We start from the raw sequence: 14,542 nt of genomic DNA on the forward strand, positions 1-14,542 counted from the left end.
GGTCGGGCGTGCCGGTGGCAAAGGCATGCGCCGGTCCGTGCGCCGGGTCAGAGGCAAATGTGGCCGCGCTGGCAACCCACTCACCCGCAATCAGGTGCTGGCCGTGGGGGGTAAACGTGTCGGGCATATCGGATCTCCTTATTTGCCCCATTTCAAGGCAATGAGGTCTAGGTCGCCTGCCAGTTGCAGCAGACGGTCCCGCGTGCGCGGGGACATGGGTTTGAGCGGGTGGCGTACATGGTCCGACCCGATCACACCGCCTTCTTTCATCACCACCTTGGTGGCGCGCAACCCACATTGACGATTTTCGTGGTTAATCAGCGGCAGGCAACGGGTCCATTGCGCCAGAGCGGAGTCGGTGTCCCCGGCCAAATAACTGCGGATGATGCCGCCGATATGTTCGCATTGCAGCCCCGAGGTCATGGTCCCGGTACAGCCTGCGTCCAGATCGGCCAGCAGGGTGGCCGCCTCTTCGCCGTCGAAGGGGCCAACGATATGATCGCCGCCCGCCTCGATCAGCGCCGCCAGCTTGTCGGCTGCAAAGGGCATCTCCATCTTGAAATAGCTGACGTTTTCCAGCTCTTTCGCCATGCGGACCAGCAGGGGCACAGACAGTTGGCACCCTGAAAGCGGCGCGTCCTGCACCATGATCGGGATAGAGACTGCGTCGGATATCGCCTGATAATGCTCGTAAATTCCGGCCTCGCCGGGGACAAGCCCGACACCGTGATAGGGCGGCATCACCATCACCATGGCCGCCCCCAGCGCCTGTGCCGCCTTGGCGCGGTTCACGACGATGCCGGTGTGGAAATGGCTGATGGTGACGATCACCGGGACCCGGCCCGCGACGTGTTCCAGACTGACCCGCATCAGCGTGGCGCGTTCGTCGTCGGACAACAGGAACTGTTCAGAGTAATTGGCGAGGATGCAGATGGCATCGACGCCCTGGTCGATGATGCAGTCCAGAACGCGGCGCATGCCGTCCTCATCAACGCGGCCATCGTCGTGGAACGGCGTGGGGGCCACTGGCAGGATGCCGGTCAGGGGCGATTTCATGTCGGGTCCTTTCGGGGGTGGCAAGGTCAGTCGTGAAACGGGGCGACGGTCATGCGCCGTCCCAACAAGAAGGCATCGGCCACATGGCGCATGGGGGACAGATCCACGTCGCTGTCGCCGGTCGAAACCAGTCGGGCCATGTTGGCGTAAAGACGGGGATATTCGCCGGTCAGCGCCGGTCCTTCGGCGGTTTGTTCCTGCCCACCGATAACCATTCGCGCGCCGCCGTCGTGCAGGGCCAGGGAGCCGCCATCGGTCTCGGCGTGGATGGTCCAGATCTGGTCGCCGTCCTGCCGCCAGTCGAAGATCGCACTGACATCGGCTCCGGCCGGGTGGGCGAACCGCAGGCTGGCCGCTATCGGGCCTTGCTTGTTTTCCGGCACCTCCAGTGTCGCCTCGGTCAGGTGGATCGGATCGGACAGGATCTCCGTCACGATGGACAGGGCGTTGATGCCCGGATCAAACACTCCCAGACCACCCGGCTCCCAGATCCAGTCCTGACCGGGATGCCAGCGGCGCACGTCTTCTTTCCAAGTGACGGTCAGCCGTTTCAGCGTCTTGTCGGCCAGCCATGCTTTCGCCGGGGCGACCATCGCCGCCTCACGCGAATGCCATGTGGCATACAGGCAAACCCCCTGCGCACGCGCCAAGTCGATCAGCCGGTGGCATTCCGACAGGGAGGCACCGGGCGGCTTTTCCAGCATGACATGGCGACCGGCTGCCAGAGCGGCGGCGGCATAATCAAAGCGCGGCACCGGCGGCAGGCAGAGCGAGACGACCCGAATTTCCGGCCGCTCGGCCAGCATCCGGGCAAAGTCTGTATAGCTGTCGACACCGTCCACGCTGCCTTGGCGCGACACGGTTGCGGCCAGTTCCCAATCCGGCGAGGCGGCAATAGCGGGCACATGTTGATCCACCGCGATCTTGCCAATTCCGACGAGTGCAATGTCCATCAATGCGAGTCCTTTCCGACAGGCGCACCCCGGCACCCTTTGAGAAAATCGAGGTCGGCACCGCTGTCGGCGCCTTCGACGTGTTGCTGGTGCAGCCAGGCATAACCGCTTTCGGCGCGGTCATGACTGGGTTTCCAGTCGGCCAGACGGGCCTGCAATTCATCCTCGGGGATATCCAGATGCAGGCGGCGGGCAGGGACGTCAACCTCAATCATGTCGCCGCTGCGGACCACCGCCAGCGGTCCGCCGGAGGCGGCCTCTGGTGAGGTATGCAGGATCACGGTGCCATAGGCGGTGCCCGACATGCGCGCGTCCGAGATGCGGATCATATCCTTGATCCCGCGTTTCAGAACCTTGGACGGCAGGCCCATGTTGCCCACCTCTGCCATACCCGGATAGCCCTTTGGCCCGCAGTTTTTCAGGACCATGATGCAGGTCTCATCTATGTCCAGCGCGTCATCCTCGATCCGGGCCTTGTAGTCGTCGATATCCTCAAAGACGACGGCGCGGCCGCGATGTTGCATCAAATGGGGCGACGCGGCGGAGGGTTTCAGCACTGCGCCCTTTGGGGCAAGGTTGCCTTTGAGCACGGCAATGCCGCCCTGCGATGTCAGCGCCTTGTCCACCGGCAGGATCACGTCCTCATTCCAGTTTGTCGCGTTCTTGACCTCGTCCCAGATTGGTTCACCCGACACGGTCAGCGCCTCGCGATGCAGTTTGCCCGCCTCGCCAAGCCGTTTCAGCACAACGGGCAGCCCGCCCGCATAAAAGAACTCTTCCATCAGGTATTTGCCCGACGGTTGCAGGTTCAGGATCGTGGCTACGTCGCGCCCGCAGCGGTCCCAGTCGTCCAGCGTGATGTCGACCCCGGTGCGCCCCGCAATGGCCAGCAGGTGGACAACGGTGTTGGTTGATCCGCCCACCGCGCCATTGGTGCGAATGGCGTTCTCAAACGCCTCGCGCGTCAGGATGTCGGACGGTTTGAGATCATCTTTGACCATCTGCACGATGCGCCGCCCGGACAACTGCGCCATGACTCGGCGGCGACTGTCCACCGCCGGGATCGCCGCGTTGCCGGATAGCGCCATACCCAGCGCCTCGGCCATGCTGGCCATGCTGGACGCCGTGCCCATCGTATTGCATGTGCCGGAAGAGCGCGTCACTGCGGCCTCGGCATCCAGAAATTCATCTTGGGTCATCTCTCCGGCCTTCACCGCCTCGGAGAAGCGCCACAGGTGGGTGCCTGCGCCGACGCGTTCACCCTGAAACCAGCCGTTCAGCATCGGCCCGCCGGTGACGACAATCGACGGCAGATCGCAGGAGGCCGCCGCCATCAGCAGAGAGGGTGTGGTCTTGTCACAGCCCACAAGCAGGACGCAGCCGTCCATCGGTTGGCCACGGATTTGTTCCTCGATCGACAGGGCGGCAAGGTTGCGGAACATCATCGCCGTGGGGCGAAAGGTGTTCTCGGATGCAGAGAACACCGGCACCTCGACCGGGAAACCACCGGCCTCCCAGATGCCCGCCTTTACCTTTTCGGCCAGCTCGCGCAAGTGGCCGTTGCAAGGCGTCAGATCGGACCATGTGTTGAGGATGCCGATAACGGGCCGTCCGTCGAACAGGTCATCGGGGTAGCCTTGGTTCTTGAGCCAGCCACGGTGATAGATCACATCGCGCGAGGTGCCGCCGTACCATTCCTGACTGCGCAGCCTGCGGGGCCATTGTGCCGGTTTGAAGGTCATGTCACGCCTGCCTGGATTTGTTGTAAACGTCAAAGATCACGGCGGCGAGCAGCACAAGCCCCTTGATCACTTGCTGGTAGTCGATGCCGATGCCCATGATGGACATGCCGTTGTTCAGCACCCCCATCAGGAAAGCCCCGACAACCGCGCCGACGATCTTGCCCACGCCGCCAGACATCGACGCACCACCGATGAACACGGCAGCGATCACGTCCAGTTCCAGCGCAAAGCCCGCCTTGGGGGTGGCAGAGTTCAGGCGCGCGGCAAAGACCATGCCCGCGATTGCAGCCAGAACCCCCATGTTGGTGAAGGCGAGAAAGGTCAGACGTTCAGTCTTGATGCCTGACAGCTTGGCGGCCTTTTCGTTGCCCCCCAGCGCATAGATCCGCCGCCCCGTCACGGTGCGTTCGGTGAAGAAGGCATAGATGATGGTCAGAACACCCATGGTGATCAGCACGTTGGGCAGACCCCGAAAGGTCGACAACTTGAACAGGATAAAGATCAGCGCGACGGAGACGATGCCGATGCGGGCAAGGAAAAACGCCTGTGGTTCGCCCACTACGCCATAGGCGCGATTCTGCGCGCGGGCTTTCAGTTCCATCCAAAGGATCAGTGCCGCGGCGACGATGCCGGTGCCCAGCGCCAGTACGTTGATCCGCTTTTGTCCCAACAGATCCGCCACGGTCTGGCTGACGCCCGCAGGAAAGATGTCGGGAACAAAGCCGTTGGACAGCATCTGGAATTCACGCGGGAAGGGGCCAAGCGATTGCCCTTCGAGCAGCCAGAGAGAGGCACCGCGAAACACCAGCATGCCCGCCAGCGTCACGATGAACGAGGGGATCTTCCAATAGGCGATCCAGTATCCCTGCGCCGCGCCGATCAGACCGCCCGCGATCATGCAGGTGATCATGGTGACAGCGGTGGATTGCTCCCATTCGACGATCATGACAGCGGCCAGCGCGCCGACAAACCCCATGACAGAGCCAACGGACAGGTCGATGTTGCCGCTGACGATAACGATCAGCATGCCCAGCGCCATGATCACGATATAGCTGTTCTGGAGCAACAGGTTGGTGACGTTCACCGGTTTCAGCAGTGTGCCGCCGGTGACGATCTGAAAGAAGGCCATGATGGCGATCAGTGCAAACAGCAGCCCGTATTCGCGCAGGTGGCGCACAAGGTATTCGCCGATGCCCTGTTTTTGCGGGGTCTCGGCCCCGTGTTCTGCAATGTCCATGTCCGGCTCTCCTACTCGGTCACGATGAGCGACATGATGCGCTCTTGGCTGGCCACTTCGGCGCTGAGTTCGCCGACAAAAGCGCCCTCGTTCATAACGTAGATGCGGTCGCACATGCCCAACAACTCGGGCATCTCGGATGAGATCATCACCACGCCTTTGCCCTCTGCGGACAGGTCGTTGATGATCCCGTAGATCTCGAATTTCGCACCCACGTCGATGCCCCGGGTCGGTTCATCGAGGATCAGAACCTCTGGCTTCGCGAACAGCCATTTCGACAGCACGACCTTTTGCTGGTTGCCGCCAGACAGGTTCACCACCTGCTGAAAGACGCTGGGCGTGCGGATGTTCAGGGCCTTGCGATAGTCCTCGGCTACGCGGGTCTCTGCCGTCTCGTTCAGGACCTGGCCACGAGAGACCGCTTCGAGGTTGGCCAGCGTGATGTTGCGCTGGATCGTCTCATCCAGGATCAGGCCCAGCGATTTGCGGTCCTCGGTCACATAGGCCAGCCCAGCATCGATGGCGCGGCTGACGGTGCTGACATCGACCGGCTTGCCACCAATCTCGACGCTGCCGGTGATGGCGCGTCCGTAGGAGCGGCCAAAGAGGCTCATGGCCAGTTCGGTGCGGCCCGCGCCCATCAGTCCCGCGATGCCCACAACCTCACCGGCGCGGACCGCCATGTTGATGTCGTGAATGACCTGCCGGTCAGTGTGCAACGGGTGCCAGACGTTCCAGCCCTTGACTTCCATCAGCAGGTCACCGGCGCGCCGTTCGCGGGCAGGATACCTGTGCGCCATGTCGCGGCCCACCATGTCGCGCACGATGCGGTCTTCGGTGATTGGCTCGGCGCGGGCGTCCATCGTGGACACGGTTGACCCGTCGCGGATCACGGTCACGGTGTCCGCCACGCGGCGCACCTCGTTCAGCTTGTGGCTGATGATGATCTGGGTGACGCCTTGGGTCTTGAGTTCCAGCATCAGGTCCAGCAGCGCCTGACTGTCGCTTTCCGACAGGGCGGCGGTGGGTTCGTCCAGGATCAGCAGGCGTACCTCTTTGGACAGCGCTTTGGCGATCTCGACCAGTTGCTGCTTGCCGACACCCAGCTTGTCCACCAGCGTACTGGGCGGTTCTTTCAGGCCGACCTTTTTCAGCAACGTGCCGGTGCGCTGGTTGGTCTCACGCCAGTTGATCACACCCGCCTTGGCGCGTTCGTTGCCCAGAAACAGGTTCTCGGCAATCGACAGCAGCGGCACCAGTGCCAGTTCCTGATGGATGATGATGACCCCGCGCGCCTCGGAGTCCGAGATGTTGGCGAATTCCGCCAGCGCGCCGTCATAGTGAATTTCGCCGTCGTAGCTGCCTGCCGGATAGACGCCCGAGAGCACCTTCATCAGGGTGGATTTGCCCGCCCCGTTTTCTCCGACCAGCGCGTGGATCTCTCCGGCCTCGACGGTCAGGTTGACCGCGTCCAACGCCTTGACCCCCGGGAACGCCTTGGTGATCCCGCGCATTTCGAGTAGCGCCGCCATGTCCATGCCCTTTGTGGTTGCCAAGGCCCGCCCGTCCGCAATCGGGCGGACGGACCCCGGGAGGAACCGTCGTTACTTGACCTGGTCCATGGTGTAGTAGCCGGAGCCGATGATCACGTCTTCCCAGTTGGACAGATCCACCGAGACGGGTTCCAGCAGGTAGGACGGGATGACCTTGACACCGTTGTCATAGGTGGTGGTGTCGTTGATCTCAGGCTCACCGCCGGCCAGCAGCGCCTCGGCCATGCCGACGGTCACGCGCGCCAGTTCGCGGGTGTCCTTGAACACCGTCGAATACTGTTCACCCGCCAGCATGGATTTGACAGAGCGGATTTCGGCGTCCTGACCGGAGACAATCGGCATCTTCTGATCGCCAGAGCCATAACCGACGCCCTTGAGCGACGAAATGATGCCGATGGACAGGCCGTCATATGGCGACAGAACGCCATGTACCTGCTGGTCGGTGTAGTGCGCCGACAACAGGTTATCCATCCGCGCCTGCGCCACCGCGCCGTCCCAGCGCAGCGTGCCCACGGTGTCCATGCCCATCTGGCCCGAGACGATGTTGACTGTGCCCGCGTCGATCAGCGGTTGCAGTACCGACATGGCGCCGTTGTAGAAGAAATAGGCGTTGTTGTCGTCGGGCGAGCCGCCGAACAGTTCGACATTGTAGGGGCCGTCGCCGAAACGCTCTTTCAGACCGGCGACAAGGCTGCTGGCCTGCTGAACGCCGACTTTGAAGTTGTCGAAGGTGGCGTAATAGCTGACATATTCGCTGTCGCGGATCAGCCGGTCATAGGCGATGACGTGGATGTCTGCGAAGTGGGCGTTTTCCAGCGCGCTCGACAGGGTGGTGCCGTCGATGGCGGCGATCACCAGAACGTCGACCCCGTTGGTGATCATGTTCTCGATCTGGGCCAGCTGGTTGGGAATGTCGTCCTCGGCGTATTGCAGGATGGTGTCGTAGCCGGCGGCCTTGAACTGTTCCACCATCGACTCGCCGTCGGAAATCCAGCGCGACGAGGATTTGGTCGGCATCGCGATGCCGACGGTTTCAGCCATGGCGCCAAAGCCGGTCAACGCCACTGCCGCCGAAGCGAGCAGAAGTTTCATGGTCATGATGTCCCTCCCAGGATCGGCGCCCGCCTCCCGCGTTGACGCCATTTTGTGCCACGGATCAGGGTGATCCGTGGCGGCACGTTACTGACGAGAAGCATACCTGTAAAATTCTGATATTGACGATCTTCATATCAAAAGTGATATGTCATTGGCATGGATATCGCGCGACGCATGAAACCGGCGCATCTTGAACTGATCCTCAAGATCGCAGAGACGCAGCAATTGCAGCTTGCGGCGCAGGCGCTAGCGATGTCGCAGCCAGCCGCCTCGCGCATCTTGTCTGATTTCGAAAAAACCATCGGCAGCCCCCTGTTCATCCGTCACCCCAAGGGGATGGAACTGTCTTCCGCCGGGGCGGCCTTTGTGCGTCATGCCCGGGTTATTCTGGGTGAGGTCGAGACGTTGGAGCATGAACTGGGGCTTCTGCAGGCCGGTGCGTTGGGGGAGGTTCGGGTTGGCTCTGTCACCGGACCGGCTGCGGGCTGTTTGATGCCAGCGGTGCAGGCGGTTCTTGAAAGCAGTCCGGATCTTGAGATCAACGTCGATGTCGCACCTTCGACCGAGTTGATCCGGCAGCTTGAAGAAGGCCGGTACGATTTCATACTCGGGCGAATTCCGCCGACCCATGACAGCCGCAATTTTCATATCCATCCGGCACGGACAGAGGTGGTGGCGCTGCTGGTACATACCACACATCCGCTGGCGCGCCGCGAGGATGTGGCTTTGTCTGACCTGACCGGATTCCCATGGGTCATGCAGGAACGCGGCATGCCGATCCGACAAGCGGTCGAGGCCGCTTTTCACGCCGAAGGTGTGCCGACGCCGCCGCGGGTGCTGAACAGTTCGTCTCTGCTGGTGGCCTTGGCGCAGGTCGCCCGTGGCCAGGCGATTGCGCCGCAGTCCGAAGAGGTCAAGGAACTGCTGGTTCACGCCGATATTGGCGCCAACATCGATGCTGTGAACCTGCGCCAGCCGATCATCGTGCCAAGCTATTTCGTGATCCGCGACGGCAGCCGGAAACTGTCGAGGGCGGCAGAACGACTGTTGGCTGAGGTGCTGGAACGGATTTGAAGCTGTGCGCGACCGGTGAGTCAGGGAGTATTGTCGGAGCGGCTGATCGTCCCGATTGGGATTTGATGATGTGTTGATCGATATCCGATGCGCTTCAAGGCACCAAACCGCGACAGGTCCAATGGCCTGCTGGCTTTCATCTGGGCCCGACGGATTGCCGTCCGCAGCTTTCCCGCGCCCTAATGCAGTCTTCTCATCGCAGGAACGGGCGCGATCACTGCGGTCATCGTCACCATGGCAATTTTCCTGTCGAGCTATGTCGGCCCGTTTCTCACGTCTCGGCGCCAGGCCAGGAAAGACAGACAGATCGAACCGAGCGGTCAGTGATCCCCATAAGGGGTCAGTTGTGGATAGGGACGGAATTCTGCGCTAAGGCCACTTGTTCTGCTGTAGTGCGGAAAATGGCGGCTGTGAGCCTAAATGGGCAGATGCTGCGACATGTGCATCTTAGTAGAAGGGCGGATTTCGGTCGTTCGCCGCTACCGCAAGGTGACGATAACAACGTTGCAGAAGCAGCCATTCAATCGAAGCAGTTTCCGGAGCTTGCTGTGGCTGCGGAATCTCGGTCGGTCCTTCGGGCCCTATCGCACTGACGAGGAAGAACGCACTTTTTGCTGGTCACGACGAAGGCGGCCGCGCTTGGGGCCGCATCGCTTCGCTCATCGCCACGGCGAAGATCAGCAACGTCGAACGCTTCGCCTACCTCAAGGCCACCCTCGAAGCCATCGCTGCAGGTCACCCCGCCATCCGGCTCGATGAACTCCTCCCGTGGAACTTCCAGTCGTCAAGCTGATCTCGCGTGAGGCGGGGACAACGCCTACCGATGTAAAGGCAACGCGACACCAAGGCACGACGATCACCAATCGCGGTGGGACCCGGCAATGCCGGACCCAATCGTGCGCGACGCGGGAATCCTGAGCCAGACGGCGATCGCACCGTCTTCGGCATGACTATATGCGGCGGCTTCGCCGCTCTTGAGGCCCTGGGTGCCAGGATTGCAGCCAAGCGGGTTGATCCGACGACATCCTGTTCTTTATGGCGACGGCTCAATCTTCCGATGTCGACTTCCGCTTGATCAGCGTACTTTTGTAAATGATGTTCAGCACCTGGTCGCCGTCCTTGCCGATCCGGCTGCTGATACGCTCCCAAGCGGCGTTGGCAATTGCGTCGACCGGTTGTGCCACCGTCGTTATCGGGACGCGCCGCGCGGTCATCCACAAGGAATCGTGGTACCCGGCCAGCATCATGTTCTTTGGCGGCTCGATCGACCGGGAGGAAAAGGCCGACAGGGCGGCCAGCGTCATGACATTGGTCAACCCGATGACCGCCTTGGTCTGTGGGTTGTCGTCCAGCCAGTCCGACAATTTCCCTGCCGCTTTCTTGGCGTCGGGCCCGGCGACCAGCGTGTTGACCACCACGTTGCCCGCGTCCCGCGCGCAGTCCTCGATGCCACGGATACGTTCTTTCTGGGTAAAGATTTCATCGCTGGCCGCCAGCACGAGGATGTTTTGCGCGTCCAGGTCGATCAAGTGCCGGGCCACGTCGCGGCCCGAGGCAAAATCGTCGGTCGTGACGGTGTCATACTTCGACAATGCCGGGTTGACCCGATCAACGGCGACTACCGGCACATCAGGGTATTCTTTCAACAGCATGTCAGGAATCGCTTCGATGCAGGGCACGAGGATCAGGCCGCTGGGACGCCAGCCCATCAGCGCCCGCAGGCGGTCCTGTTCGACTTTCAGATCGTCGCGCGAACAGGACACGATCACCTGGTAGCCGGCATCTTCGGCGCGGGATTCGATCAGCGATATGAACCGGTTGAGAAAGAGATCCTCGAGGTTAGGAACCAGAACCGCAATGATCTTGGTGCGCCGCGTTCGCAATTGTGCCGCGACCCGGTCAATCGTGTAGCCAAGCTTCTTGGCGGCACGGCGTACTTTGCGGGCAGAGGCTTCGTTGACGTGTTTCTTGCCGGAAAATACATGGGAAACCGTCGCCGTCGAAACGCCGGCCTCGCGTGCGACATCCTTTATCGATGGTCTTTTCTTCGCCTCGTCCGGTTCCACTCTGCCATACTCCTCGGGGTGTTAAACAGTTATATCGTTTCTGGCATCCTGTAAATATTCTTGCGACCCGTGAGGCCGAAACTTTTGGCATACTTGGCCAAATGTAATGTTAACACATTGATAAAGAACTTATTATTCTACTTTTTCTTCGCTCTTGCTCGGATTTCTCCAGCCGGCTGGAAACCGCGTTGACAGTTAAACGGTTTACTGACATCTTGCGATCGAGCCTGGGGAGTCGGGCCGGGAGGAAATCGGTAAGGGGAGAGACCGATGCGGCGTTTAGCCAACGGAAACCTGTTTTTTGTCAGCGTGGCGGCCTGTTTTGCCTGGATCGCTCTCTGGGCGTGGATCACGCGCAGCAGCGGGCCGGTGTCGTCCCTGTTCCTGCCTTCGCCCGGCGATGTCGTGGACCGGTTCGCACGCATGTGGGTCAAGCCTTACATCGGCAGCACCTTGCTGGGCCATGTGTTCAGTTCGCTGTCCATCGTGCTGGCGGGCTGGGCGCTTGGCGGGATCGTCGGCGTGCCGCTCGGCGTGGCGATGGCGTGGTGGCCGCGGGTGAAATGGCTTGTCTTCCCGCTTTTCCAATTGATCCGCCCGGTGCCCCCGCTGGCCTGGATTCCGCTCACGCTGGTGTGGATGGGCATCGGTGAGCCGGCGCGGATATTCGTGGTCTTCATTGCCGCGCTCGTGCCTTGGCTGATGAATTCCATGCAGGCCGTCGGCTCGGTCGATCCGTTGCTGATCAACGCAGGCCGGACGCTGGGCGCGAGCGACCGCAAGATCCTGACGCGGATCGTCTGCCGGACCGCGCTGCCCACGTTGATTGCCGGCGCCCGGATCGCGCTTGGCAATGCCTGGACAACGCTCGTCGCGGCAGAGCTTCTCGCGGCCACGGCGGGGCTTGGATACGTGGCGCTCAATGCCTCGCGGATGCTCGACACGGATGTGTTGGTCGTGGCGATGTTGTTGATCGGCCTGCTGGGTGTCCTGCTGTCGGTCCTGATGAAGCTTGCGACGCGTCTTCTCGCGCCCTGGTCGCTTCCCCAGCAGAAAGGATAAGTCGCATGACCGCCAAGATATCCCCTTCGTCCCCCCTTCCGCTTCCCCTGGTCTATGGGACGGTCTCCCTTGGGCTTCTCGGCCTGGCCTGGGTGTTTTCCACCAGCGTGTTCGGATGGGTCGGCTCAGAGGTGCTTCCGTCGCCCTTCGAAGTGGCCGCGCGCTTTGCCAACCTGATTTCGGAGCCTTTCGCCGGGGCCGCGCTGTCGGGTCATGTCCTGGCCTCGCTTGAGCGCTGGTTCTACGGCGTGTTCCTGGCCGTCCTTCTGGGGGTGCCGATCGGTATCTTCTTTGCCTGGGCGCCGTGGTTTCGCGCCGTGGTGAACCCGGTCTTCGAAACCCTGCGCTATATCCCGCCCTTTGCCTGGGTTCCGATCGCGATCCTGTGGTTCGGGGCCTCGACGACGACACAGGCGATGGTGGTGTTCATCGCGGCCTTTCCGGCCTGCGTCATCAATGCACAGCTTGGCGTCCAGCACGTGGACACCATCTTGATCCGGGCCGCCCGCGTCTTTGGGGCCGGTCAGTACCAGACCCTGCGCCGGGTCGTGGTGCCGGTCGCCACGCCCAGCATCTTTACCGGGATCCGCATCGCCATCAGCAACGGCTGGATGGCGCTGGTGGGCGCGGAACTGGTGGTCGGCAAGACCGGCCTGGGATTCCTGATTGCCCAGGGCCAGCAGAACGACTCGGTCTCCACCATCTTTGTCGGGATCATCGCCATCGGTGTCTTGGGGGTGCTGATCGACCTTGCCGTGCAACAGCTCGAACGCCGCCTGATGCCGTGGAAGCGTCTGTGACCGCCTTCCAATCCCTGCCCGAAACCGGCCCAAGCCTTTCAAGGAAAAACCCCATGCCCGATACCACCGTCCCCAAGCTGGAACTGCGCAACATCACCAAGTGGTACGGGCCCGAAGGGTCCGGGGTGCTGGCGGTCGACGATTGTACGGTCTCGGTGCAGAAAGGCGAGTTCGTCTGCGTCGTCGGGCCCTCGGGCTGCGGCAAGTCCACCCTGATGACGGTGGGCGCCGGGCTTGAGGACGCGACACGGGGCGAGATCCTGATCGACGGCAAGCCGGCCGGAAAACCAGGTCCGCGCCGCAGCGTGGTGTTCCAGAAGTTCGCCCTGTTCCCGTCGGAAACCGTGGCCCAGAACATCAAGTTCGGCCTGCAGATGACCAAAGTGCCGCGCGACGAACAAGAGCGACGGTTGCGCGAACAGCTCGAGATCATGGGGCTGACCCAGTTTCGCGACAGCTATCCCAGCCAGCTTTCGGGCGGCATGCAGCAACGCGTCGCCATTGCCCGGGCGCTGGCGATGCAACCCGAGATCTTGCTGATGGACGAACCCTTCGGCGCGCTGGACGCCCAGACGCGGACCATTCTCCAGGAAGAGGTCCAGCGGCTCAGTCACCAGATGCACTACACCGTCCTGTTCATCACCCATTCGGTGGAAGAGGCCGTCTATCTGAGCGACCGGGTGATTGTCATGTCGCGTCGCCCGGGCCGCATCAAGAAGGAAATCCGGCTGCCGCGCGACGTCGTGTGGAAGCGGGGCGATATCGAACAGGCCGCCGAACATCCCGAATTCATCGAAGCCCGGCGCGAGATCTGGGCGCTGGTGCGCGAAGAGATCATGGCGGCCTGACGGCACGACCGCCGTCGACACGATCCAACCAGAGGAGAAAGACCATGACATTCCATTCACTCAAGCAGCTTGCTGCGGGCGCGGCCGTGCTGGCCCTGACCGCGGGCGGAGCACTGGCCCAGACCAGCGTGCACCTGAACAGCCAACCGAACGAGGCCGGATACCCCATGTGGCTGGCCGACCACCTTGGCTATTTCGAAGATAACGGGCTGGACGTGGAAACCACCTATTTCCCCAATGGCGGTGCGGCGCTGGCCTCCGGCGTGTCCGGCGACTGGCAGGCAGGCTGGACCGGCGGGCCGCCGGCGATCTCGGGCTGGGACAAGTTCAAGCTGATTTCCTTTGGCACGATGCAGAAGGAAAGCCGCAACATCAAGCTGATCATGCGCAAGGATGCCATGGAGGGCATGACCGCGGCCGAAGCGCTGGCCAAGGTGCGCATCGGCACGGTGCCCAATTCGACCTGGAGCCAGGTGCTGTTTGCCTGCGCCGATCATTTCGGCGTGGCGCATGGCGACCTGGAGATTGTGCCGCTTGATCCGCCGGTGACGCGCCAGTCGCTGCGCAATGGCGAAGTGGGCGCAGGCACCACGGCCGCCAGCGCGGATTTCGACATCGTGATGGACAAGGACACCTTCGAGGTGATCTGCGACGGCGAGATCGCGGGCACCTCCGTCATCGCCCCATGGATCATCACCAGCCGCTTCTGGAACGACGATCCGGAGGCCGCCGCAAAATTCGTCGACGCCGCCTATCGCGCGAACGAATACATCCGCGCCAACCCGGAAAAGGCCGTCGACCTCGCGCTCCAGTACTACAAGGACACCGGCATCGAAGGCACCAAGGAAACCGCCGCCTATGCCTTCAGCCTGCGCGATTTCCAGACCCTGGACGAAGCAATAGCCGACATGAAATCGGGCGCCACGATCGACACGCTGATCGCCGGGGCCGAGATCCTGGTGGCGGCGGGCGCCTATGACGAGGTGCCCGACCTCAGGTCGATGCAGCCCGTCGCGCTGGACGTGCTGATGGCGGCAAAAGCCCTGCGAAAATAAG

12 protein-coding genes and 1 pseudogene are annotated in these 14,542 nt (G+C 62.0%); 6 read left to right on the plus strand and 7 right to left on the minus strand.

Features of this window, described 5'->3' with window-relative positions; translation table 11 throughout:
• Window positions 1-138 precede the first annotated feature (138 nt).
• The 6 genes from VOI21_RS05230 to chvE form a co-directional block, all read right to left on the minus strand.
• Complete coding sequence (locus VOI21_RS05230) at window positions 139-1,056, minus strand: dihydrodipicolinate synthase family protein (protein ID WP_323768444.1); 918 nt, start codon at window positions 1,054-1,056, stop codon at window positions 139-141.
• Between the two features lie 26 nt (window positions 1,057-1,082).
• Complete coding sequence (locus VOI21_RS05235; RefSeq protein WP_323768446.1) at window positions 1,083-2,009, minus strand: Gfo/Idh/MocA family oxidoreductase; 927 nt, start codon at window positions 2,007-2,009, stop codon at window positions 1,083-1,085.
• Window positions 2,009-3,751: an L-arabinonate dehydratase gene (araD, locus tag VOI21_RS05240; protein ID WP_323768448.1), complete on the minus strand. Its 1,743-nt coding sequence runs from the start codon at window positions 3,749-3,751 to the stop codon at window positions 2,009-2,011. Before araD ends, VOI21_RS05235 begins: the two co-directional genes overlap by 1 nt.
• 1 nt (window position 3,752) lies before the next feature.
• Complete coding sequence (mmsB, locus tag VOI21_RS05245) at window positions 3,753-4,988, minus strand: multiple monosaccharide ABC transporter permease (RefSeq protein ID WP_323768450.1); 1,236 nt, start codon at window positions 4,986-4,988, stop codon at window positions 3,753-3,755.
• A gap of 11 nt (window positions 4,989-4,999) precedes the next feature.
• Complete coding sequence (gene mmsA, locus VOI21_RS05250) at window positions 5,000-6,520, minus strand: multiple monosaccharide ABC transporter ATP-binding protein (protein ID WP_323769259.1); 1,521 nt, start codon at window positions 6,518-6,520, stop codon at window positions 5,000-5,002.
• Between the two features lie 72 nt (window positions 6,521-6,592).
• Window positions 6,593-7,639 (minus strand): multiple monosaccharide ABC transporter substrate-binding protein, encoded by a 1,047-nt coding sequence (gene chvE, locus VOI21_RS05255; protein ID WP_323768452.1) that lies wholly within the window; start codon window positions 7,637-7,639, stop codon window positions 6,593-6,595.
• A gap of 153 nt (window positions 7,640-7,792) precedes the next feature.
• Here chvE and VOI21_RS05260 point away from each other — a divergent pair, with 153 nt between their 5' ends.
• Window positions 7,793-8,710, plus strand: a complete 918-nt coding sequence (locus tag VOI21_RS05260) for a LysR substrate-binding domain-containing protein (protein WP_323768454.1) — start codon at window positions 7,793-7,795, stop codon at window positions 8,708-8,710.
• A gap of 580 nt (window positions 8,711-9,290) precedes the next feature.
• A pseudogene (locus VOI21_RS05265) lies at window positions 9,291-9,503 on the plus strand (transposase domain-containing protein); the annotation flags it as partial.
• 253 nt (window positions 9,504-9,756) lie between these two features.
• Here the strand turns inward: VOI21_RS05265 and VOI21_RS05270 are convergent.
• Entirely contained in the window at window positions 9,757-10,776 is a 1,020-nt protein-coding gene (locus tag VOI21_RS05270; RefSeq protein WP_323768456.1) for a LacI family DNA-binding transcriptional regulator, read from the minus strand.
• A 270-nt stretch (window positions 10,777-11,046) separates the two neighbouring features.
• Here VOI21_RS05270 and VOI21_RS05275 point away from each other — a divergent pair, with 270 nt between their 5' ends.
• The 4 genes from VOI21_RS05275 to VOI21_RS05290 are packed head-to-tail and all read left to right on the plus strand — an operon-like array spanning window position 11,047 to window position 14,541.
• On the plus strand, window positions 11,047-11,838 hold the full coding sequence (locus VOI21_RS05275) for an ABC transporter permease (protein WP_323768458.1): 792 nt from the start codon (window positions 11,047-11,049) through the stop codon (window positions 11,836-11,838).
• A gap of 5 nt (window positions 11,839-11,843) precedes the next feature.
• Entirely contained in the window at window positions 11,844-12,638 is a 795-nt protein-coding gene (locus VOI21_RS05280) for an ABC transporter permease (protein WP_323768460.1), read from the plus strand.
• A gap of 53 nt (window positions 12,639-12,691) precedes the next feature.
• Window positions 12,692-13,486 carry an ABC transporter ATP-binding protein gene (locus tag VOI21_RS05285; protein ID WP_323768462.1) on the plus strand — a complete coding sequence of 265 codons (795 nt, stop codon included), beginning with the start codon at window positions 12,692-12,694 and terminating at the stop codon, window positions 13,484-13,486.
• Between the two features lie 44 nt (window positions 13,487-13,530).
• Window positions 13,531-14,541, plus strand: coding sequence for an ABC transporter substrate-binding protein (locus VOI21_RS05290; RefSeq protein ID WP_323768464.1), 1,011 nt, complete (start codon window positions 13,531-13,533; stop codon window positions 14,539-14,541).
• Window position 14,542 lies beyond the last annotated feature (1 nt).

This window comes from Antarctobacter sp. (assembly GCF_034670325.1).
Taxonomy (GTDB): domain Bacteria; phylum Pseudomonadota; class Alphaproteobacteria; order Rhodobacterales; family Rhodobacteraceae; genus Antarctobacter.